General features: G+C 65.8%; 21 protein-coding genes. 5 read left to right on the top strand and 16 right to left on the bottom strand.

Going from position 1 to position 20,338, the window contains the following annotated elements:
- Positions 1-54 precede the first annotated feature (54 nt).
- Both AruCF_RS17370 and AruCF_RS17365 read left to right on the top strand, forming a co-directional pair.
- Positions 55-429 carry a glutaredoxin family protein gene (locus tag AruCF_RS17370; RefSeq protein WP_049074789.1) on the top strand — a complete coding sequence of 125 codons (375 nt, stop codon included), beginning with the start codon at positions 55-57 and terminating at the stop codon, positions 427-429.
- Positions 430-441: 12 nt separating this feature from the next.
- Positions 442-864 carry a hypothetical protein gene (locus AruCF_RS17365; RefSeq protein ID WP_049074786.1) on the top strand — a complete coding sequence of 141 codons (423 nt, stop codon included), beginning with the start codon at positions 442-444 and terminating at the stop codon, positions 862-864.
- Between the two features lie 167 nt (positions 865-1,031).
- Here the strand turns inward: AruCF_RS17365 and AruCF_RS17360 are convergent, their stop codons facing one another.
- The 5 genes from AruCF_RS17360 to AruCF_RS17340 all read right to left on the bottom strand — a co-directional run bounded on the left by AruCF_RS17360 (position 1,032) and on the right by AruCF_RS17340 (position 6,200).
- A complete protein-coding gene (locus tag AruCF_RS17360; RefSeq protein WP_049074783.1) occupies positions 1,032-2,099 on the bottom strand; it encodes an AraC family transcriptional regulator in 1,068 nt (355 codons plus the stop codon).
- A 299-nt stretch (positions 2,100-2,398) separates the two neighbouring features.
- The gene (locus AruCF_RS17355; protein ID WP_049074780.1) at positions 2,399-3,388 is read right to left on the bottom strand and encodes a tripartite tricarboxylate transporter substrate binding protein; all 990 of its coding nucleotides are present in this window, start codon (positions 3,386-3,388) and stop codon (positions 2,399-2,401) included.
- A 77-nt stretch (positions 3,389-3,465) separates the two neighbouring features.
- Positions 3,466-4,509, bottom strand: a complete 1,044-nt coding sequence (locus AruCF_RS17350) for a hydroxyacid dehydrogenase (protein ID WP_049074779.1) — start codon at positions 4,507-4,509, stop codon at positions 3,466-3,468.
- Positions 4,506-5,174: an RraA family protein gene (locus tag AruCF_RS17345; protein WP_049074776.1), complete on the bottom strand. Its 669-nt coding sequence runs from the start codon at positions 5,172-5,174 to the stop codon at positions 4,506-4,508. Before AruCF_RS17345 ends, AruCF_RS17350 begins: the two co-directional genes overlap by 4 nt.
- Before the next feature lie 126 nt (positions 5,175-5,300).
- Positions 5,301-6,200, bottom strand: a complete 900-nt coding sequence (locus AruCF_RS17340; RefSeq protein ID WP_049074773.1) for a LysR family transcriptional regulator — start codon at positions 6,198-6,200, stop codon at positions 5,301-5,303.
- A gap of 172 nt (positions 6,201-6,372) precedes the next feature.
- On the opposite strand from AruCF_RS17340, the gene AruCF_RS17335 reads away from it, so the two are divergent.
- Complete coding sequence (locus AruCF_RS17335) at positions 6,373-7,530, top strand: alpha-hydroxy acid oxidase (protein WP_144419149.1); 1,158 nt, start codon at positions 6,373-6,375, stop codon at positions 7,528-7,530.
- Between the two features lie 10 nt (positions 7,531-7,540).
- Here the strand turns inward: AruCF_RS17335 and AruCF_RS17330 are convergent, their stop codons facing one another.
- Positions 7,541-7,771, bottom strand: a complete 231-nt coding sequence (locus tag AruCF_RS17330) for a hypothetical protein (protein ID WP_049074770.1) — start codon at positions 7,769-7,771, stop codon at positions 7,541-7,543.
- A 29-nt stretch (positions 7,772-7,800) separates the two neighbouring features.
- A complete protein-coding gene (locus AruCF_RS17325) occupies positions 7,801-8,901 on the bottom strand; it encodes an NAD(P)-dependent alcohol dehydrogenase (RefSeq protein ID WP_049074767.1) in 1,101 nt (366 codons plus the stop codon).
- Positions 8,902-9,054: 153 nt separating this feature from the next.
- On the opposite strand from AruCF_RS17325, the gene AruCF_RS17320 reads away from it, so the two are divergent.
- A complete protein-coding gene (locus AruCF_RS17320; RefSeq protein WP_049074765.1) occupies positions 9,055-9,306 on the top strand; it encodes a hypothetical protein in 252 nt (83 codons plus the stop codon).
- Between the two features lie 275 nt (positions 9,307-9,581).
- Here the strand turns inward: AruCF_RS17320 and AruCF_RS17315 are convergent, their stop codons facing one another.
- The 5 genes from AruCF_RS17315 to AruCF_RS17295 form a co-directional block, all read right to left on the bottom strand.
- Positions 9,582-10,541, bottom strand: coding sequence for a 2-hydroxyacid dehydrogenase (locus AruCF_RS17315; RefSeq protein WP_049074763.1), 960 nt, complete (start codon positions 10,539-10,541; stop codon positions 9,582-9,584).
- Positions 10,542-10,631: 90 nt separating this feature from the next.
- Positions 10,632-11,777 (bottom strand): mandelate racemase/muconate lactonizing enzyme family protein, encoded by a 1,146-nt coding sequence (locus AruCF_RS17310; protein ID WP_049074760.1) that lies wholly within the window; start codon positions 11,775-11,777, stop codon positions 10,632-10,634.
- A 64-nt stretch (positions 11,778-11,841) separates the two neighbouring features.
- Complete coding sequence (locus AruCF_RS17305; RefSeq protein ID WP_080977453.1) at positions 11,842-12,519, bottom strand: RraA family protein; 678 nt, start codon at positions 12,517-12,519, stop codon at positions 11,842-11,844.
- Between the two features lie 12 nt (positions 12,520-12,531).
- Positions 12,532-13,317: an SDR family oxidoreductase gene (locus AruCF_RS17300; RefSeq protein ID WP_049074757.1), complete on the bottom strand. Its 786-nt coding sequence runs from the start codon at positions 13,315-13,317 to the stop codon at positions 12,532-12,534.
- Positions 13,317-14,297: a Bug family tripartite tricarboxylate transporter substrate binding protein gene (locus AruCF_RS17295; RefSeq protein WP_158324580.1), complete on the bottom strand. Its 981-nt coding sequence runs from the start codon at positions 14,295-14,297 to the stop codon at positions 13,317-13,319. The genes AruCF_RS17300 and AruCF_RS17295 overlap by 1 nt, the downstream gene beginning before the upstream one ends.
- A gap of 230 nt (positions 14,298-14,527) precedes the next feature.
- Here AruCF_RS17295 and AruCF_RS17290 point away from each other — a divergent pair, with 230 nt between their 5' ends.
- A complete protein-coding gene (locus tag AruCF_RS17290; RefSeq protein WP_063569007.1) occupies positions 14,528-15,421 on the top strand; it encodes a LysR family transcriptional regulator in 894 nt (297 codons plus the stop codon).
- 131 nt (positions 15,422-15,552) lie between these two features.
- On the opposite strand, the gene aptA is transcribed toward AruCF_RS17290, so the two are convergent.
- The 4 genes from aptA to AruCF_RS17270 are packed head-to-tail and all read right to left on the bottom strand — an operon-like array spanning position 15,553 to position 20,333.
- Positions 15,553-16,869: an omega-aminotransferase AptA gene (aptA, locus tag AruCF_RS17285; protein WP_049074748.1), complete on the bottom strand. Its 1,317-nt coding sequence runs from the start codon at positions 16,867-16,869 to the stop codon at positions 15,553-15,555.
- Between the two features lie 34 nt (positions 16,870-16,903).
- Positions 16,904-18,535, bottom strand: coding sequence for an ABC transporter ATP-binding protein (locus tag AruCF_RS17280; protein WP_049074746.1), 1,632 nt, complete (start codon positions 18,533-18,535; stop codon positions 16,904-16,906).
- Positions 18,536-18,537: 2 nt separating this feature from the next.
- Positions 18,538-19,395, bottom strand: coding sequence for an ABC transporter permease (locus tag AruCF_RS17275; RefSeq protein ID WP_049074743.1), 858 nt, complete (start codon positions 19,393-19,395; stop codon positions 18,538-18,540).
- A complete protein-coding gene (locus AruCF_RS17270) occupies positions 19,392-20,333 on the bottom strand; it encodes an ABC transporter permease (protein ID WP_049074741.1) in 942 nt (313 codons plus the stop codon). Before AruCF_RS17270 ends, AruCF_RS17275 begins: the two co-directional genes overlap by 4 nt.
- Positions 20,334-20,338: the final 5 nt, after the last annotated feature.

Genomic DNA, 20,338 nt, shown 5'->3' with positions numbered 1-20,338 from the left:
CTGCCGCCGCGAATGGGCTAGACTCAAGGCTCTCTTCGCTTCAAGCAGCCATCCATGATTGTCAAAGCCTTGCGTGCCGGTGTGGGTCAACTGATTGTCCTGGGCGATGCGCTGACGCGCCCGCGCCCGCGGCAACGCTCGGCCCAAGGCCAGGCCGCCGTCGACCGCGAGGCGGCCGCGCTGTCGCTCTACCAGTTCCATGCCTGCCCGTTCTGCGTCAAGACGCGGCGCGCCATCCACCGCCTGAACGTGCCTGTGGCGCTGCGCGATGCCAAGGGGGATCCCCAGGCGCGCGCCGAATTGCAGGCCGGCGGCGGCAAGGTCAAGGTGCCGTGCCTGCGCATCGAGGAAGCGGGCGGCACGCGCTGGATGTACGAGTCCAGCGACATCATCGCCTACCTTGAACAACGCTACGCCAACGTGGCCTGACGCGGCGGCTCCATGACACGCCCCGCCCGCCTGGCTCTTCTCGCCCTGTGCGCGTCGGTGGCGCTGGCGGGTTGCGACTCGTCGCTGCCGCCGCCGCCCGCCGGGTCCAGGCTCACGGCGCAAACCCTGGCCACCCAGGAAACGCCGCCCGAACGCCAGTTCAAGGGCACCTTGGCGGGCAGGCCCATCCACCTGCTCATGCATGAATGCAAGGTCTACAAGGTGGAGCCGGCGGAAGGCGACAACGTCGCCTGGACGCTGGTGCTTGAAGGCGATTTCTCCCTGTTGCCCACGCTCTGCGTGCGCCAGGAGCTGACGGCGGGCAAGGGCTTCGTGCAGGCCTTCATCGGCCGCCAGGCGTTCGGCGCCGGCGGCTGCTGCACCGGCACTCCGGAGTACCGCTCGACCGACGGGCTGACCTGGAAGCCGCGCTGAACGCCGCGCTGAACGTCGCACTGAACGCCACGTTGAATGCCGCACTGAACGCCATCAGCGCGAGCAGATGATCGTTTGCGATTGGCCATCCCCCGGGTTGTTTGAACGCAAGGCCTGGCCAGTCCTGACAAAGTTGCCGTTTCAGCTGTGCCGCCGCAGGTGCCGCGTCAGCCGTGCCGCCGCACGCTCTGGCTGGGGCTTTCGCCGTAACGCGCCTTGTAGCTGGCGCTGAAACGTCCCAGGTGAGCGAAACCCCAGCGCAACGCCACGCCCGCGACGTTCTGGCATTCGCCCGACAGCAGCTCGGCGCGCGCGCGCTCCATGCGCAGATCGCGCAGATAGTGCATGGGGCTGATGCCCAGGAATTCCTTGAAGCCGGCATACAGGCTGCGCACGCTGACTCCCGCGATGCGCGCCAGCTGCTCGGCGCTGACCGGCTCGTGCGCATGCGCCTGCAGATAGTCCTGCACGCAGCGCACGTGACGCGGCAGCACCGCGCCGCGGCGGCCCGCCGGCGTGGCGCTGTAGTTGTGGGGCAGGGCGGACAGCAGCGTCGCCGCCACCAGTTGTTCCATCTGGTGCACGATCAGCTTGTGCTCAGCCAGGTCGGCGTGCTGTGAGGAACAGTCCAGCAGATACGCCATCAGGCAGCGCCAGGCCGGACACTCGCGCCAGCGGAACCCCAGCTGGAAGCGCAGGGGGCGGTCGAGCGTACAGCCCAGATGGCCCACCAGCGTGCGTTCCAGCAGCGAGCGGCCCACGCGCAACATGAACTGATCGTTGTCGTCGGCCCAATGCATCGCCAGGTCGTCATCCGGGCTCACCACCGATGCCACGTCCGGGGTCGAATCCACCCGCTGCGGCCCGCTCTCGATCAGCGCGGCGCCCGACAGCGGCATCTGCACCAGGAAGAAGTCCTCCAGCGGCCCCGGCCGGATCTCGACGTTCGCGCCGTAGCGCAGCCGGTTCAGCGATACCTCGCCCAGCGGCTGGTGATGCATGCGCGCATTCAGGCGCTGCGTCGATCCGACCACGCCTAGGTGGTGCGGCCGCATCACGCGGCCCACCATGGCGCGCGCTTCGTCCAGGTCGCCCGAGGCGAACAGTTGCTGCGCGGGTGTCGCCAGGATGGTGTCGATGCGCCACCCCGGGGCGCCGGCCATGGCCCCGGCGGCCGCGCGCGGCCCGGCGGCTTGCCATGATGTCTCGGCATCGGACTGCGTCGTGTTCAGCATGGCCGGGATTCCTTGCTCAGGTCCTGATGTCCGGCGGGCAGCGGCCGCCGGTTCCCCTGGCGGCCACGTCCGTGGCGCGCCTTTATGATGGTCCTCATAGTAAAGCGCCGCGCCCCGCGCGGGACTGCTGGAAAACCCGTCCCGGCTGGCATGGGGCTATCCGTTTTTTGCGCTGGCTGTCCAGGACGTGCGAAAAACGTCCAGGGCCGGCCGCCCGTCCAGGCTTGAGGCAGCTGGACACCGATTCGGCCAGCCGGCGGGCTGGCGCGGGAACCCGCCCGCGCGTGCCCTCGAACCGCCTACTTATCCAGCCAGGGCGCTTCCTTCCAGAGCGCCTGGAATTCCGCTTCGCCAGCCGCCAGTTCCTTGGCGTACTCCGGGGGCGCCAGATAACGCAACGGCGCGAACATGTCCCTGGCCTTGGCCTGGAACTCCGGATCGTCCACCGTGCGTTTCAGCGCGGCGACGAGCTTGGCGCGCACCTCGTCGGGCAAGCCCTTGGGCGCGGCCAATCCTCGCAGCGACGCCAGTTCGAAATCGAAGCCCTGTTCCTTGAAGGTGGGCACGTCCGGCAGCGCGGCCGAACGCGTCTTGCCCATCTGCCCCAGCATGCGCAACGGGGTGCCGCCTTTCTGGTACTGCAGCGCTTCGCCCACGTTGATGGCGCCGATCGTGATCTCGCCGCTGGCCAGCGCGCCCCGCACCTCGCCGGCGCCCTTGTAGGGGATGTGGCTGAGCTTGCTGCCGGACACGCGTTCGAAGCGCAGCATGGCCAGGTGGTCGTCGGAGCCCGTGCCGGTGGTGCCCACGGTGACCTTGCCCGGGTTCTTCTTGGCGTAGGCGGACAGGTCGGCCAGGGTTTTGATCGGATTGTCGTTCCGCACCGAAAACGCGCCGGGATCGTCGATCAGGTTGCCCAGCAGATCGAAGCTGCGCCAGGTGAAGCTGGTCTTGCGTTCGATGGGAATCGTCAACAGGTTCGGCGTGTTGATGAAGCCGATGGTGTAGCCGTCGGGCTGGGCCCGCGCCAGCTCCGAGAAACCAATCGCGCCGCCCGCGCCGGGGCGGTTCAGCACGACGATGCGGGCATCGCCGCCCAGGTATTTTTGCAGATAGGGCGCCATCATGCGGGCCACCAGGTCGGTGCCGCCGCCCGGCCCGTAAGACACGATCAGGTTGATCGGATGTTCGGGGTAGCCGGCCGCTTGCGCGCCGCCGCTGAACAGGGCGGCGCCCGCCAGCAAGGCTGCCAGCGCGCGCAGCGTCCCGCGTTTATTGTGTTTTTGCATGGTTTGTCTCCTTGGTATGTGGCCGGGGCCTGCCTGCATCGTGCGTTGCGATGCAGGCGATGGCTCAAGCCGTGTCGTTACGCCAGATTTGCGATGCGTTCGGCCGCCAGCGGCCAGACCTCCGGATTGACGAGTTGCGGTGGGCGTTCGCCGCGCAGCATCGCAACGAGCTGCGTGGCCGATGAGCGGGCGACGTTGCGCCGGGCTTCGTGGGTGACGCCGGCGGTGTGGAAGGTGGCGACGACGTTGGGCAGGCCCAGCAACGGGGCGTCGCGTTCGGGCGGCTCCTGTTCCCAGACGTCCAGCCCGGCGCCGCGCAGATGCCCGGCGCGCAGGGCGTCGTACAGCGCCGCTTCGTCGTGGATGCCGCCGCGCGCGGTCGAGAGGAACACCGCATCGCGTTTCATGGCCGCGAAGGCCTTGGCGCCGAACAGGCCGCGCGTGGAGGCGTCCAGGGGGCAATGCAGCGACACCACGTCGGACCGCGCCAGCAACTCGTCCAGCGACACCGGCTCGGCGCCGCGGTCGCGGATGGCGTCGGCGGACAGCAGCGGATCGTGGGCGATCACGCGCAGGCCGAAGCCGCGCGCAATGCGGGCGACGCTGGTGCCGATCTTGCCGATGCCGACCAGGCCGAGGACGAGGCCATGGATTTCATGACCCATGAGGTCCTCGCGCGTGAAGCCGGCGTCGTGGCGCAGGCGTTGGTGCGATTCCACCACGCGCCGCTGCACGGCGAGCAGCAGCGCATACGTGTGCTCGGCCACGGATTCCGCGTTGCCGCCCGCCTGGTTGACCACGGCGATGCCCGCCGCGGTGCAGGCCGCCACGTCGATGGTGTCGTAGCCCGCGCCGCCGGACGAGACGCACACCAGGTCCGGGCATTGCGCGATCAGGTCGGCATTGACGAACCATTGCCGCGGCAGTTCGTCCTTGGCCGCGGATACGTGATACGCATGGGCCGACTTCAGGCCGGCCAGCGTGCGCGCATCGTCGCCCCTTGCCGGCAGCACCGACAGCGAAACGCCGGGCGTGGCGCCGATGATCTCGTCGAACACCGGATTGAGCCAGAGGTCCAGGCGGCAGAGCCGGGCGGTCTGGGGGGAAGACGCCGCGCTCACAGCACGCCCCGCGCCTTGAGCGTGGCGTCGACCCAGGCGCGGTCCAGCGCGCCGCGCGCGATGTCCTCCAGCACGCGGGCTTCCGCCGCGGCGATCGCGCGCACGCGCTCCGCGATGGCGGGGGCCTCGTCGGGACGGATGGCCAGCAATCCGTCGGCATCGCCCACCAGCAGGTCGCCGGGCAGGACCACCATGCCGTCGATCGCGATCGGCACATTGATCGCGCCGGGGCCATCCTTGTAGGGGCCGCGATGCGCGACCCCGCGCGCATAAACCGGAAAATCGCCGGCGCCGATCGTTTCGCTATCGCGGATGGCGCCGTCGATCACGAAACCGGCCAGCCCGCGCCGGGCGGCCCAGCCAACCATGATCTCGCCAATGATCGCGTTGTTCATGTCGCCGCCGGCATCGACCACGATGACGTCGCCCGGCTCGGCGGAATCGATCGCCTTGTGCACCATCAGGTTGTCGCCCGGCCGCGTGCGCACGGTGTAGGCGCGGCCGAGGATCCGGCGCGAGCGATGAATCGGGCGCAGGGCCGAGGTGCCGGTCGCGCGGCTCATCGCGTCGCTGATGTTGGCCACGGCCAACGCCTGATAGGCCGCGAGCGTTTCGCGGCTGGGGCCGGCAGGGCATGCCTGCAGGGTGAATCCGAACTCCGACATGGCGCTTTGTCTCCTTGGATGCTTGTCCGGGGGGACTCTACGCCGGGCTCATGGCGGTTTAAAGCGAATAATTTGATGTCGAAAACAACGCTTTTTGGAAAGTGTCGCGTGCGGCTCGCGCCCGGGCTAGAGCATTCCGGCAGGCGCGTGAAAGTCCAGGCAGGCCTGCGCGTGCGTGCGCAGACTCTCCAGCATGGGCCGGGTGTCGTCGCGGCGCCATTGGAAGGTATAGGCCAGGGGGCGCAAGGGCGGAAAGCGCGACAGCGGCTGCAAGTCGCCGCGCTGGATCAACACCTGGGCCCACGCGGCGGGCAGGAAGCCCAGCCCCAGCCCTTGCCGCAGCATGGCGGCGATGCCCGGCCAGCTGTTGCAGCATTGATTGCGGCCCGGCGACACGCGCTGCTCGGTCAGCCAGTCGTCGAGAATGCGGATCGCGCCCGAGCTTTGCGGCAGGGTGATGAGCGTCAGGCCCGGCAGATCGGCCGGTTCGAGCGAGGCCGCGTCGGGCACGGCCCGGGCCGATACCACCCATTCGAAATGGGCGCTGCCGATCACGCGCGAGGCGAGCGATGCCCGCGACGACGGGCCCGCGATCACGGCGAAATCGAGTTCGCCTTCCTCCAGCCCGCGCTCGACCAGTTCGCCCACGCCCACGAAGGGCTCGACCAGCAGGTTGGGGTGGGCCTGCTGGATGACGGCGATCAGCCCGGCCATCCACGTCATGGCGGTCAGCTCGCCGGCGCCGAAGCGGCAACGGCCGGAGTAGCTGAGGTTGTTGCTGGCCTGCTGCATGAACTGGTCCGCGTTGCGCAGCAGGTCCTTGGCATGGGGCACCAGTTGCTCGCCCAGCGCGGTCAGGGTGGCGCTGCGGGCGCTGCGGCTGAACAGCGCGGCGCCGATCGAGGATTCCAGCTCGCCGATCCGCTTGGACAACGACGACACCGAAATATTCAGGCGATTCGCGGCGATGGCAAAGTTCTTGCAGGTGGCGGCCCAGTAAAAGGCCTCGAGTTGCTTGAGCGTCATGGGAAGTGAAGGGGCGGGGCGACTGCAGGGCGATTGAGGGCGAGAAAAAGTGTAATAACGAACTTCAATAAAGTCACTTTATTCAAACCTCGGGCCGGCCTATATTCGTTCGCCGTTACCCATGACCCTTGCGCGGCGGATCGTCCGCCGGGCCCCGCCAGGAACCCCCGCCATGCCAGATCCGCTGCGCCGCATGCTCAGCCTGCACGACTTCGAGGCCGCCGCCCGGCGGATCCTGCCCAAGCCCCTGTATGCCTATGTGTCGGGCGCGGTGGAAGACGGGCAGTCCGAGCGGAGCAACCGGCAGGCCTTCGGCGAATACGGGTTCCGCCCGAAGGTGCTGGTGGACGTGTCGCGCCGCCATACCCGCTGCACGATATTGGGCCGCGAATACGCGGCGCCCGTCGGCGTGGCGCCCATGGGCATTGCGGCGCTGACCAGCTATCGCGGGGACGTGGCGCTCGCCCGCGCCGCGGCCGCGGCGGGCGTGCCCTGCATCATGAGCGGGTCCTCGCTGATCCGCCTGGAAACCGTGATGGCGGCGGCGCCCGGGACCTGGTTCCAGGCCTACCTGCCTGGCGACAGCGCCCAGATCGCCGCATTGATCGACCGTGTCGCCGCCGCCGGCGTGGAAACATTGGTGCTGACGGTCGATACGCCGGTGGCCGCCAACCGCGAGAACAACGTCAGGGCCGGTTTTTCCACTCCGCTGCGGCCCAGCGCCAGCCTGGCCTGGCAGGGCATCACGCACCCGCGTTGGTTGATCGGGACCCTGCTGCGCACGCTGGCCCGCCACGGCATGCCGCACTTCGAAAACAACTACGCCACGCGCGGCGCGCCGATCCTGTCCAGGCATGTGCTGCGCGATTTTTCCGATCGCGGGCACCTGAACTGGCAGCACGTCGCCGCCATACGCAGGACATGGAAGGGCAGGATGGTGTTGAAGGGCATTCTGCACCCGGACGATGCGCGCAGTGCGCGCGCGCACGGCATGGACGCGGTCATCGTGTCCAACCATGGCGGCCGTCAACTGGATGGCAGCCTGGCGCCCCTGCAGGCCCTGCCCGCGATCGTGGACACCGCGGGTGGGATGGATGTCATGCTCGATAGCGGGGTGCGACGTGGCACGGACGTGCTGAAGGCGCTGGCGCTGGGTGCGCGCTGCGTGTTCGTCGGCCGGCCGTTCAACTACGCGGCCACGGTGGCGGGCGAGCGCGGCGTGGCCCATGCCATCGCGCTGATCACCGAAGAGGTGCGGCGCGACATGGGCCTGCTCGGCATCGTCGATCTGCGGGAGGTGGACCCAGGCCTGCTGCAACGCGGCCGCTAGCCGCGCCGCCTCAAGCCATGCGCGGCCTGCGCGTTCTCACGATGGTGCCGTCCGGCAGTTGATACGTTCCATACGCGATATGGTCCACGATTTGTCCTTCCGGCAGGCAGCAGTACAGGAACGCGCCGGGCGCGTCTTCGTCGGCGCCGAGCTGCCTGCGCTGCTCGATCCGGTAAGTCCTGCCATCCGGGTCAACGGCGATCACGGCGATGGCGCGGGTCGAGCGGGAGGGGAGTTGCATGGGTCTGGCTCCGGGTTCAGGCTTGAGCTTCAGGATGGCCGGATGGCCACCTTGAGCACGTTGTCGCGCTGGTTGGCGAACAGGTCGTAGGCCTGGACGATCTGGTCCAGGCCGAAGCGATGCGTGACCATCCGCGTCAGGTCCAGACGCCCCGACTCAAGCACATTCATCAGACGGCGCATGCGTTCCTTGCCGCCGGGGCAAAGCGCCGTGTTGATGCGGTGATCCCCGAGCCCGGCCGCGAATGCCGCCAGCGGGATCGTCAGGTCGGTCGAATAGACACCCAGGCTCGACAGCGTGCCGCCCGGCTTGAGGACGCGCAGCGCGGATTCAAAGGTGCTCTGCCGGCCCAACGCTTCGATGGCGGCATCCACCCCGCGGCCCCGGGTCAGTCGCATGATCTCCGCCACCACGTCGCAGTCGTTGGGATTGAGCAGGACGTCCGCGCCCCAGTGCCTTGCCATTTCCAGGCGGTGGGGATTGGCATCCACGCCGATGATGGTCGTGGCGCCCAGCAGGCGCGCGCCGGCGGTGGCGCACAGGCCGATCGGTCCCTGGGCGAAGATGGCGACCGCATCGCCGATGCGGATATTGGCGTTCTCGGCGCCCTTGAACCCCGTGGACATGATGTCGGGGCACATCAGCACCTGCTCGTCGGACATCCCGTCCGGGATCGGCGCCAGGTTGGCTTGCGCATCGGGCACCAGCAGGTATTCCGCCTGCGCCCCGTCGATCTTGTTGCCGAAACGCCAGCCCGCGGTCGCCTGGTGGTCGTGGCAGCCGCAAAGACCGGCGCCGTGCAGGTAGCTGCCGTCCTGCGACGGCGCGCCGTCCTGGGCGGCATAGGAGTTGAAATTGGGGCAGATGGCCCCGGCGATGACGCGTTGGCCTTCGACATAGCCGCGCACGGCGCTGCCGAGTTTCTCGATCACGCCCACCGGTTCATGGCCGATGGTCAGGCCGGACGCCACCGGATATTCGCCCTTGAGGATATGGACGTCGGTGCCGCAGAGGGTGGTGGTGGTGATACGCATCAGGGCGTCGTTCGGGCCTACCTGGGGGATGGGCTTTTCCCGGATCTCGATCCGGCCCGGCGCGACGAACACGGTCGCCTTCATCGTGGTGGTCATGGCGTCTCTCTGGCATGTCGAATACCCTGTTTAACGCGGCTGGCGGGACGCCTCTTGATTCATGTCAAGAAAGGACGCGGGCATGTCTTGCTCTTATGTATGGTTTTTTTGGCATTATGCATGCCATAAAAGCCGTACAATTCAGCATCGTGTATGGGATTGACGGTAAGATTCGACTGGCTCGGCAAAGAGCATGGTGCTCGCTCTGGCCACTCCCAACTGAAGCTGCTGAAGCAGCGTTTTGAGGAAATAATGAATTTCTGGGTCCCTGTCATCTTTGGTACGTTCAAGATCCTCGTGTTGGGAACGGGCATGTTCCTAGCCATCAAGTCCCATTACGACGGGGCCAAAAAGGACAAGGAGAAGCTGGCGAAGGAGAAAGAGAAGGAGATGAAGGCAACGTAGGAGAGACCCCGCCGCGCTAGCGAGGTTTCCCATTCCAACCGGTGCGCCTGCGCTCTGCCGGTTCGGTCTCGCGTTCGATCTGGCGGTGCCGGTGCGATGGCCGGCATCCAGCGCTGTGCAGGCGTTGGGGCCGTCGCACGGCGTCACCCGTGAAGGGGCGCTTCACGGAAAGCGGTTCGGCCAAGCGACGGGTCGCGATGGGTCGAACCGGTTGGCCGTCGAGGACTGCCATGGGCCGCCGCCCAACCTGTCCGTCGGTGCAAATAGATAGGGCGTCAGGAGCGATCGATGGGATTCGGCACGGTCCGGCCTGCGTAGAACGCCTCCAGATTGGCAAGCACCATGTTTTCCTGGGCCTCTCGGGCGCTGGTGGATGCGAAGGCGATGTGGGGCGAGAGGATCAGGTTGGGGGCGTGAAGCAGCGGGTCAGGCACGTTTGGTTCATCCTCGAAAACATCGAGCGCGGCCCCGGCTATCGTTCCCCGTTCCAGCGCTTCGGCAAGCGCCTCGGAGTCAATCAAGGAGCCCCGCGCCACGTTAATAACGTGCCCGCCCGGACCAAGCGCGGCAAGAACGGAACGGTCGACGACATGGCGATTTGAAAGGTCGGCCCTGGCCGCAACGACCAGGATGTCCGACCATTCCGCCAACGCCTTGAGACTCGCTTTGTAGGAATATGGCGCGTCGGACTTGGGGGTACGGCTGTGATAGGCGACCTCCATCTCGAACGCCGAGGCCCGCAAAGCCAGCTTGCGGCCGATCGCGCCCAGGCCATAGATGCCGAACCGCGCGCCGGTCAGTCCCGGCACGGCGGGCATGCTGACAAGGCTATTGCCGCCCCAGCGGCCTTCGCGCACGTACCGATCCGCCGCGAGGATGTTGCGCGCGCAGGCCAGCGCCAATCCCATGGCGAAGTCCGCCACGCTGGAGGCATTGGCGCCAGGGCTGTGTGTGACGGCCAGTCGGCGCTGGGCCGCGGCCTCCAGGTCGATGCCTTCGAATCCGGTGCCGAAGAAAGCAACGATGCCAAGTTTGGGAAGCGCCTCGATCAACGCAAGATCCGTCTTCAGACCGCCTTTCGTTACGAGGGCGCTCACGTCGGCCGCGCCGTCCGGCAAAGCCTCAGGGCTGGAATATGGAAGAGGCCCCAGCACGTTGTAGTGCTTACCTAGCAGGGTTTTAAAGCGTTCAGAGAAATCGCAGGCGAGCAGGACGGTGGGTTTGGATGAAGGCATGATTCTCGTACGGAGTGTTGCGTTCGCCTATCGTAGAACGATTCGGCGCATGGCTGATTTCTCTGGCCGCAGGGTAAATGGAACAAGGCATCATGCCTTGTCCCTGACGGTGCAGGCAGCGCGGCAATAAGTTTCGATGTCCTGTAAATCGACTTCAAACCCCAAGCCGGGCGCTTCTGGTAGAGAGAGAAAGCCGTTGTTGATCCATCCACCGTAGGTAGATGTGGATCGAAGCGGATTGTGGTTGACGTCCAATTCCAGGAATTCTCCGCCCGTGGCGGCGAGCACATGAGCCGATGCAATGGCGGCGATATGGGTACCGAACGAATGGGGGCAGAAACGCTTGTTCGAAGCGACTGCGCGCAGCCCGACTTCATGGACGCCGCTGATCCCGCCCCATTTCGCCACGTCGGGTTGAATGACATCGAGCCAGGACAGGGCGGCGACGAATTCGTCGATATCGGCAAGATTCTCACCCGCAGCAATCGGGATTCGCGTTCTGGCTTTGAGCGCCTGCCATTCGGCGGCGGAACATTCCGGTCCCAGCGGTTCCTCGATCCAGGAAAAATCGCCGTCATCCAACTGGGCCAGCGCTTGCGTGGCAGTGGCGAGGTCCCACCCGCAATTTGCATCGAGCATCATCGTCTCTGTTGGCGCCAGCGCCCGCCGTTGCCGGAGCAATAGCGGGATAGACCTGGCATCGTCGAATCCCGCCTTGAACTTGAATGCGTTATATCCTGCCTGCCGCAAGACATCCAGGCGAGCGGCCGGTGTGTCCGGGGCCAGACCGCTCGCATAGCAGCGCATGCGGGCTTGCGTGCCCCCAAGCACGCGATACAGGGGCAGACCCATCCGTCTGGCCTGGAGATCCCAGAGCGCCGTGTCCATACCGCCAAGAATCTGCGCGACAGGCCCTCGCTCTCCTGCCAGGCGAATGATCGGCAGCGTCAGGCTGCACAGGCGTGCGACGGCTGGCTGCACCGCCTGGAATGTTGTGCCCACCAGCGCGGGGGCGACAAACTCGCGAAGCAGATTCAGCCGGTGCAGGGCGCCGGAAGCCGGCATGCCCGACCACACTTCGCCCCAACCGAAGGATCCGGATGCGTCCTCGACCCGGATCAGAACGGCGCCGCGTTCGCTGCGTACGCCAAAGGACGACGCAATGGACTCGGCCGGCGCGACGTACGCATAGAGCGAAACGCCAGTCACGGTCGTGGTCGGCAGCGCGGAAAACATTGTGGCCGCGGTCGCGCGCGCAGATCCGATGGACTCGTCTGCCTGGCGGGGTCGAAACGAAAGCTCAGACATGTCCGTACTTGGCAAGGGCGTCCGACAGGGTAAGGCCGTGGTTCAGCTCGGCGCGCAGTTGCAGTTCCTGGGCGGTGAGTCGTTCCGCCTCGGCGAGCACATCGTTGACATGCCGCGCGGGAATGACGATCGCGCCGTCGGCGTCGGCAAGAATGAAGTCGCCCGGGCTGACGGGGACGAGCGTGCTGGTGGCTCCCGCCAGGTAGACGGTCTCGCGAAACCCGGTAACGCGCCAGCGGCCGATGGATTGCGTCGGCGTCCGGTATTTGGCGAAGATGGGAAAGTTCATCTTGTGCAGCCAATGAATATCGCGGATTCCCCCGTCGATCAAAGCCCCCACGGCTCCCCGCTCCCGCATGCCAAGGGCGATCAGTTCGCCGAAGTAGCAGACGCCTTTGCCATCGCCGCTCCAGACGGTCACTTCATCCTCGGACACCTGTTGGCAGGCCTGCATCTTCTGTTCGTCGCCGCCGAGCGGGCCGGGGACCATCTGGCCGCGGATGGTATACGCCCAGCCCGCCAGCTTGTCCGTGCCGGTGAATTGCCTGAACTCTGGCGAAAGACTCTGGTCCATCAGGCCCATGGTGTCCATGACGTCCGCCACATTGGCGGTGTCAACCTTCAAGAATCGCGCGCGGATCTCGCGTCGGCTTTGTGCATCAATAGTCATGTCTTCTCTCGTTCAAATGGCGGGAATCAGCCCGCCGTCCACGCGCAGCGACGTCCCCGTGATGTAGGACGCACATTGGCTTGCAAGAAACGCCACGGCGTTGGCGTACTCGGCGGGCTCCCCGTAGCGGCCAGCCGGAATGGTCGATGTGCTGCTGGCGGCGACCATCTCCTGCGTCAGCCCGGCCGCTTTGGCGCGAGACTGATCGAGCGCGGCAATTCGCTGGGTGGCGATGCGCCCGGGAATCACCACGTTGACGGTCACCCCGTCTTTCGCCACTTCCTGCGCCAGCGATTTCGACCAGCCCACCAAGGCGAGCCGCAAGGCATTGGAAGCCGCAAGACCCGGTATCGGAGTGACGACTCCCGAGGAGGTTGACGTGATCACCCGTCCCCAGCGCCGCGCCTGCATCTCCGGCACAAGCAGCCGGGTCAGCGTCATCAACGACAGCACCATCGAATCGAAGTAGCGATGCCATTGCTGTTCGGTGATGTCGTGGGTCATGCCAGGCGCGGGGCCGCCCGAATTGTTCACCAGGATATCGATCGGCCCATTCTCCTGTTTCATCAGCATCACTTGGCGGCTGATCGACCCGACATCCGACAGATCCCAGGCGACGGGCTGCGCGATCCCGCCAAGCTCGGCAATCGCATAAGCCGCCCGCTGCGCCGAAGCAAGATCCACATCGGCCAGAATCACGCGGCACCCCTCTTGCGCGAGCGCTTTGGCAATGGCGCTACCCAGCCCACCCCCAGCACCCATCACCAGGGCGGTCCTGCCATCAATTCCCAAATCCATCACTTGTTCTCCTGCTGTAGTTCCGGGGCGGCTGCCACCACCTTTTTCGACATTTCAAGATCGGACAGCCAGATCGCCTGGAATCGCGTGGAGGAGGGCTCGCCTGGCAGCAGCGAGGATGCCGCCATCTGCTGCACGACAGCCGCGTCCTGAAAGACGCTGTCGATCGAATCCGATATCCGTTGAATCCGGTCCGCTGGCACGTCCTTCGGCGCGAAGATTCCTGCCCAGGTCGTTACCACAAAGCCCGGCAATCCGCTTTCGCCCACCGTCGGGATTGACGGCGCCAACGCGAAGCGCTCCGGGCCCGTCATGGCGATGCGTCGCGCCTTTCCGGAAGACACCACGGGTTCGGTGGATGGAACCGTCTCAAAAAGGAGGTCCGCCTCGCCAGACGCGACGCCCAGGGACGCGGCCGGGCTGCCATTGAAGGGCACCGCGTAGATATCGACACCGGCCATCTGCTTGAAAAGCTCAAGCGATACGTGCGAGGCGCTGCCCACCGCGGCAAACGCGCCGACCAGCTTTCCAGGCCGTTCTTTGGCTGCGGCGATGAGGTCGGACACGGACTCCAGCCCCGATCCTGCGCGCGTTATCAGGCTGAAGTCCGTCTTGTATATCTGGCTGACGGCGGCGAAATCGGCGGGGAGTGATCCCGCCTGTTTGGGATGGATGTAGGGGGAGATCGCCATGGTGCTCGATGGCGCGAGCAGCAGTGTGTAGCCGTCGTGGGCACTGCGGAGCACCTCGCGGGCTGCGAGCAGTCCATTGACGCCGGGACGGTTTTCAACGATCACAGCCTGTTTCAGATCGGCCGACAGGCGCGCAGCCACGAGCCGCCCGCCCACATCGGGGGTCGAACCGGGCGGTGTCGCAACAACAATACGAATGGGCTTTGCCGGATAGGTTTCCCCCTGTGCAAACGACACCGACGCGGAAAACGTGCAAATTACGGACAAAGCGATGGGAGCAAAGCGCATGTATGGCTCCATATGAGCGGACAGCAACTCTCGGACGGCAACTCTTCAAGGGTCGCGGTAACTTTCATGAACACTGGCTTGGATGTTGCTTCGCACCAAGCCGTCGATTCAGTGCGGCGCCTTTGGTGCTTGCCAGCAATTTACGTGGATGGGATCATCGCGTCTAATATCGTTCATGATCGAGGCGATACATGGGATATATACCCTCAGCCATCCCGGATCTTCGGGTGTTGCGCCAGTTCCTGGCGGTTTCCGAGTGTGGAAGCCTGCGCAAGGCAGCGGAAGCGTTGCGGATGTCACAGCCTCCGCTCAGTGTCGCCATGCGGCAGCTGGAGCGGTCCGTGGGAACGTCGCTGTTTGTGCGTTCCGCGGCGGGCGTGCAGCTCACCGCCGCCGGGGTTGTGCTTAAGGGGGAGGCGGAAAAGCTGATCGCGCAAGGCGTTCGCGCTTTCGACATGGCTCGCGCGGTCGGGCGCGGGGAACTCGGAGAGGTCAGGGTCGGGTTCATCACGTCGGCGATGGTCGACCTGCTTCCAGCAATCTTGGCGCGGTTCTCTTCGTCTCACCCGGCAGTACGGCTTCGATTGGTTGAAGGCGTATCCATCGAGATCGCCTCAATGGTGGACGAGGGCAAAATCGACCTGGGGGTGCTGACGCCGCCCGTTCCCTATCCTGCCGGAAGCCTTCATTTCCCGGTCTCTCGAGACCGCCTGGTGGCGCTGTTGCCTCGCGGGCATCCGTTTGCTTCTCGCAAAGCGATCCGTCTGGCTGAACTCAGTGACGAGCGATTCGTATCTTTCTCAGCCAGTCGCGTGCCCGCCTTTCACCAACGCATCAGCGCCGCGTGCCTCGAAGCGGGATTCCAACCGCAGATCGTTCAGGAAGCGGCGCATATCCACACGATCATCGCGCTGGTCGCCGGAAAACTGGGCGTGGCGCTGGTTCCGTCCACCGCGGCGCGCTCCGCCCGGAAAGATGTGGTCGCGGTGGCGCTACGCGACCCAAGCAAATTGCTCGATACCAGTCTGGAGGTTGTCTATCTGGAGGACACGCTTACTGTGGCCTCCCGGTCGTTTCTTGCCCATTTGAAGGGATACGCTTCAGATCCGCCACCGGGGTTGTGACGCGTTCGTTTTTTATCGCTGCCGACGGCGGCGCGAAGCCACCCGCTCCGCGCTGACAGGCCGCGCCGCCGGTGTCCGGGAATCAGGATCGGGGCGCGGCTCCATGTTCTTCGCATCAGCCGCCGGCCCGGTCAGATGCCGTCAACAAGAAGCGCTCGTCGCAAGCATTCAAAAATCTGTTCGACCTGGGCGGGGCTGATGATCAGCGGCGGCGAAATGACGATCATGTCGCCGGACGCTCGCACCAGTACGCCCTGCTCAAAGCAATGGCGGGCGACATCCGCGCCCCGCATGCCGGCCGCGCCGGCGCGCGGCGCGAGGTCGACAGCGCACAGCAGGCCGATGCTGCGCACATCGTTCACATGCGGCAGACCTTCGAGCGCCAGCGCTTGCGACTGCCAGTGGGAGCTGATCTCCCGCACCCGGGCGTTGATCTCCAGGTCCTGGTGCAGACGCAGCGTCGCCAGGCCGGCCGCGCACGCCAGCGGGTGGGCGGAATAGGTGTAGCCATGCATCAGTTCCACCACCTGCGGCGGTCCGGCCATGAACGCTTCGTAGACGGCGCCGCCGACGATGACGCCGCCCATGGGCACCGCGCCGTTGGTCAGGCCTTTGGCCACGGTCATCAGGTCTGGGGTAACGCCAAACACCTGCGAGGCGAAGTTGTCGCCCACGCGCCCAAAACCGGTGATCACTTCGTCAAAGATCAACAGCACGCCATGTTGCGTGCACAGCTCGCGCAAGCGTTGCAGGTAGCCGACCGGGGGCGGATACACGCCGCCGGAACCGGTGACCGGCTCGACAATGACGGCGGCCACCGTGCCGGGGTCCTGGATGTCCAGCAACTGCGCCAGCGCTTCCGCATAGCTGGCGCCGTGATCCGGTTGTCCGGCGCTAAAGCGCATGCTGGCGTCATACGGCAGCGGCAAATGGCTGACCTCGCCCAGCAGCGGCCCGAAGTCGCGCTTCTGGCGCCCGATGCCCGAGACGGACAAGCCGCCAAATCCCATGCCGTGATAGCCCTTGGCCCGGCCGATGAACTTGGTGCGGCGGCTGTCGCCACGAGCCTGATGATAGGCGCGCGCAATTTTCAAGGCGGTGTCGACGGCCTCGGAGCCGGAGTTGGTGAAGAACACTCTGGTCATGCCCTCGGGCGCCCGGGCAATCAAGGCATCCGACATGGCCTGCGCGCCCGGATGGCTCATCTTGAACGAGGAAACGAAGTCCAGGCGCGCGGCGGCCTCTTGAATGGCTTGCACAATGCTCGCCTGGCCGTGGCCGGCGTTGACGCACCACAGGCCGGCCATGGCGTCCAGAATCTGGCGGCCGTCGGGCGTGCGGTAGTACATGCCTTCGGCGCTGTCGAACATCATGGGCTGTTGGTGAAACTGCCGCATCGGGGTGAAAGGCGCCCAGAAGGCATTGGAAACGGAACTGGCGTCGGTCATGGAATCTCCTTGATGGGTTGAGCCGGCGGCCGGCTCAGGCTTGGGCCGGGCGGATGCGATAGCCCCCGTTGGCCAGCTTTTGCAGCGGGCTGGCCGCGGCCAGCAATTTGCGGGTGTAGGGGTGTTGCGGCGTGTCGAACAAGGCGTCGCGGGCGGCGATTTCGACAATTTCGCCCTGGCTCATCACCGCCACGCGATGCGCGATGCGTTCGACCGCGGCCAGATCGTGCGAGATGAACAGGCAGGCAAAGCCGTATTGCTTCTGCAGACGCTCGAACAGATCCAGAATCTGCTTCTGGATGGTCATGTCCAATGCCGAGATCGGCTCATCGGCAATGACCATCTTCGGCCGGCGTACCAGGGCGCGGCCGATGGCCACACGCTGACGCTGGCCGCCAGACAGTTGATGTGGGAAGCGGTCCCGGAACGACGGATTCAGGCCGACGTCGTTCAGCGTTTCCGCCACGCGCGCGCGGCGCTGCGCGTCGTTCAAGTCATCGCAATGCCGCAGGGGTTCGGCCAGGATCTGCCCGATCCGCATGCGCGGGTCCAGCGAGGAATACGGATCCTGAAAGATCATCTGGCATTGCAGGCGGGCGCGGCGGTTGACGGACTTGAGCAGGTCCACGCCTTCGAACCTGATGCTCCCGGCGCGGGGTTTGACCAATCCGGCCACCGCGCGCCCCAGCGTCGTCTTGCCGGAACCGCTGCCTCCGACAAGCGCCAGCGTTTCACCTGGCGCGATGCTCAGGTCCACGCCGCGCACCACGCGATAGGCGGCGCCGCGCTGCCAGAAGCTGCGCGGACCGGGGTACTCGACGCATACGTCTTTGACCTCGACCAGCGGTGCGCTGGCATGGGGCAAGGGCGGCAGGACACCGCGGCGGGGCAGTGCCTCCAGCAACTGACGGGTGTATTCGGCTTGCGGGTTCAGCAGAATCGAGGCCGTGGGCCCCTGTTCGACCGCCTGCCCATTTCGCATGACCACAACCTTGTGGGCATAGCGCGCCACCAGCGAAAGGTCATGGCTGATGAACAGCACGGCCGTGCCTTGTTCACGCGTGAGCTCCAGCATCAGTTCGATGACATCGAGCTGGGCCAGGCAGTCAAGCGCCGTGGTGGGCTCATCCGCGATCAGCAACGCCGGACGCAGCAGCATGACGGACGCCAGCATGATGCGCTGGCGCATGCCGCCCGAGAACTCATGCGGATAAGCGGTCAGGCAGCGTACCGGGTCCTTGATGCCGATGCGATCCAGCATGGTGAGACAACGCTGGCGGATCTCGGCCGCGCCGAGCCGTGTATGCAGCTTGAGCGCTTCGCTCATTTGACGGCCGATGGTCAGTGCCGGGTTGAGCGACACCATGGGTTCCTGGAAAACCATGCCGATCTCGGCCCCGCGAACCCGGCGCAAGGCGCGGGCATTGCGCGTGTCCAGCGTCCGGCCCTTGAAGCCGATGCTGCCGTCCGCCATCTGCATGGGGGCGGGCAACAGGCCGATGACGGCGCGGGCAGCCATGGTTTTGCCGCTGCCCGACTCTCCCACCAGCGCCAGGATTTCGCCTGGCGCCAGCTCGAAACTGACATCGTTCACGGCCAGCGGGCCATCTACGCCGGCACGAATCGTCAGGTGCTTCACAGACAACAGGGATGCGTTCTCGGTCATGTTCATTTCCTCATGCGCGGATCGAGGCGATCACGCAGGGCATCGCCAAACAGATTGATACCCAGCAGGGCCATGCTGATCAGCACACCGGGAAACACGCCCAGCCATGCGGCCGACGCAATGTAGGGACGGCTGGCCGCCAGCATGCTGCCCCAGGTGGCCGCGGGCGGCGGTACGCCCAGTCCGAGAAAGCTCAGTGCGCTTTCGGACAGCAAGGCCCAGCCGAACATGCTGGTGGCCAGCACGCACACGGGCGCGAGGCAGTTGGGAACGATGTGGCGGAACATCGTGTATAGCTCGGAATTGCCAATGACCCGGGAGGCCTCGATGAATTCGCGCTCACGCAGCGACAGCACGCTGCCGCGAACCACCCGCACCACCGACGGCGTGTAGGCCATGCCCAACGCCAGGACGATGCTGTACTGGCTGGCGCCCAGCACGGCCATAATGCCCAGGGCCAGCAAAATGCCGGGAAAGGCCAGCAGGGCGTCGTTGAACATCATCAGGATGCGGTCGGTCCAGCCGCGCAGGTAGCCGGCCAGCATACCGATCAGGGTGCCGCATCCCAACGCCACCGCCACGGACAGGAGGCTGATCCACAGGCTGGTCGATGCGCCGATGATCAGCCGGCTCAGGACGTCGCGGCCGAACTCGTCCGTGCCCAGCCAGTGCCGCGCGCCGGGCGCCTGCAGCCGAAGGCTCAGATCGAGCTTGAGCGGGTCGTACGGCGTCCACACCAGGCCCAGCAGCGCCAGCGCGACCAATCCCAGCAGAAGGCCGCCGCCAATCAAGGCATTGAGCGCGGGCAGGCCGCGGCGCCGCACGGGGGCGGCCGGCAAGGAGATGACGTCGCCATTCATAGTTTCACCCTGGGATCAAAGACCGGATACAGCAGGTCAACGACCAAATTCACCACGACATAGATGCTGGTGATCAACAAAAGACACCCCTGCAGGACCGGATAGTCACGGGCAAAGATCGAATCCACCATGAGCCGGCCGATGCCGGGCAAGGTGAAGACGGTTTCCAACACCGCAATGCCGCCCAGCAGATTGCCCAGGATCAGGCCCACGAGCGTCCAGGTCGGCGCAAAGGCGTTACGCAAGGCATGGCCCCACAGCACCGCCGATTCCGACAGGCCCTTGGCGCGGGCGTGGGCGATGTATTCCAGCCGCAAGACCTCGATCGTGCTGGCGCGGGCCATGCGGGCGATGGAACCGAACTCCACGAGCGTCAGCGTCACCACCGGCAGGACCAGATAGCTCAGGCCGCGCAACGGATCCGCGCTGACGCTGACGTAGCCGACGATGGGCAGCCACCCCAGCGTCATGCCGAAGCAGTACAGCAGCAGCAAGCCCAGCCAGAAGGCGGGAATTGACAGCAGCAGGGTGGCGCCGGCGACCAGGCCCAGATCCATCAGGCTGTTCTGCTTCCAGGCGGCGTAAAGGCCCACGGGAACGGCCAGCAGCACTGCCAGTCCCACCGAGATCAGCACGATGACGGCGCTGACGCTGAAGCGCTCGACCAGCAGGCCCAGCACCGGCTGGCTGCTACTGATCGACAAGCCGAAGTCGCCGCCCAGCACCGCCCGTATCCAGATCAGGTACTGGGTTACGAATGAGTGATCCAGTCCCAGGGCCTTGCGCATGTCGGCAAGGCTTTGCGCGTCCGCCATATCCCCCAGCATCAGCAGGGCGGGGTCGCCCGGGATGAAGCGGATCAGGCCGAAAACCATGATCGAGATCAGCAGCAGGGTGGGCAGCGCCATGCCCAGGCGCTGAATGAAGAATCGCAACATGACGG

The organism is Achromobacter ruhlandii, assembly GCF_002082135.1.
Taxonomy (GTDB): domain Bacteria; phylum Pseudomonadota; class Gammaproteobacteria; order Burkholderiales; family Burkholderiaceae_B; genus Achromobacter; species Achromobacter ruhlandii.
The sequence above is the reverse complement of the archived record's forward strand: the minus strand, read 5'-3'. Positions and strand labels throughout refer to the sequence as shown.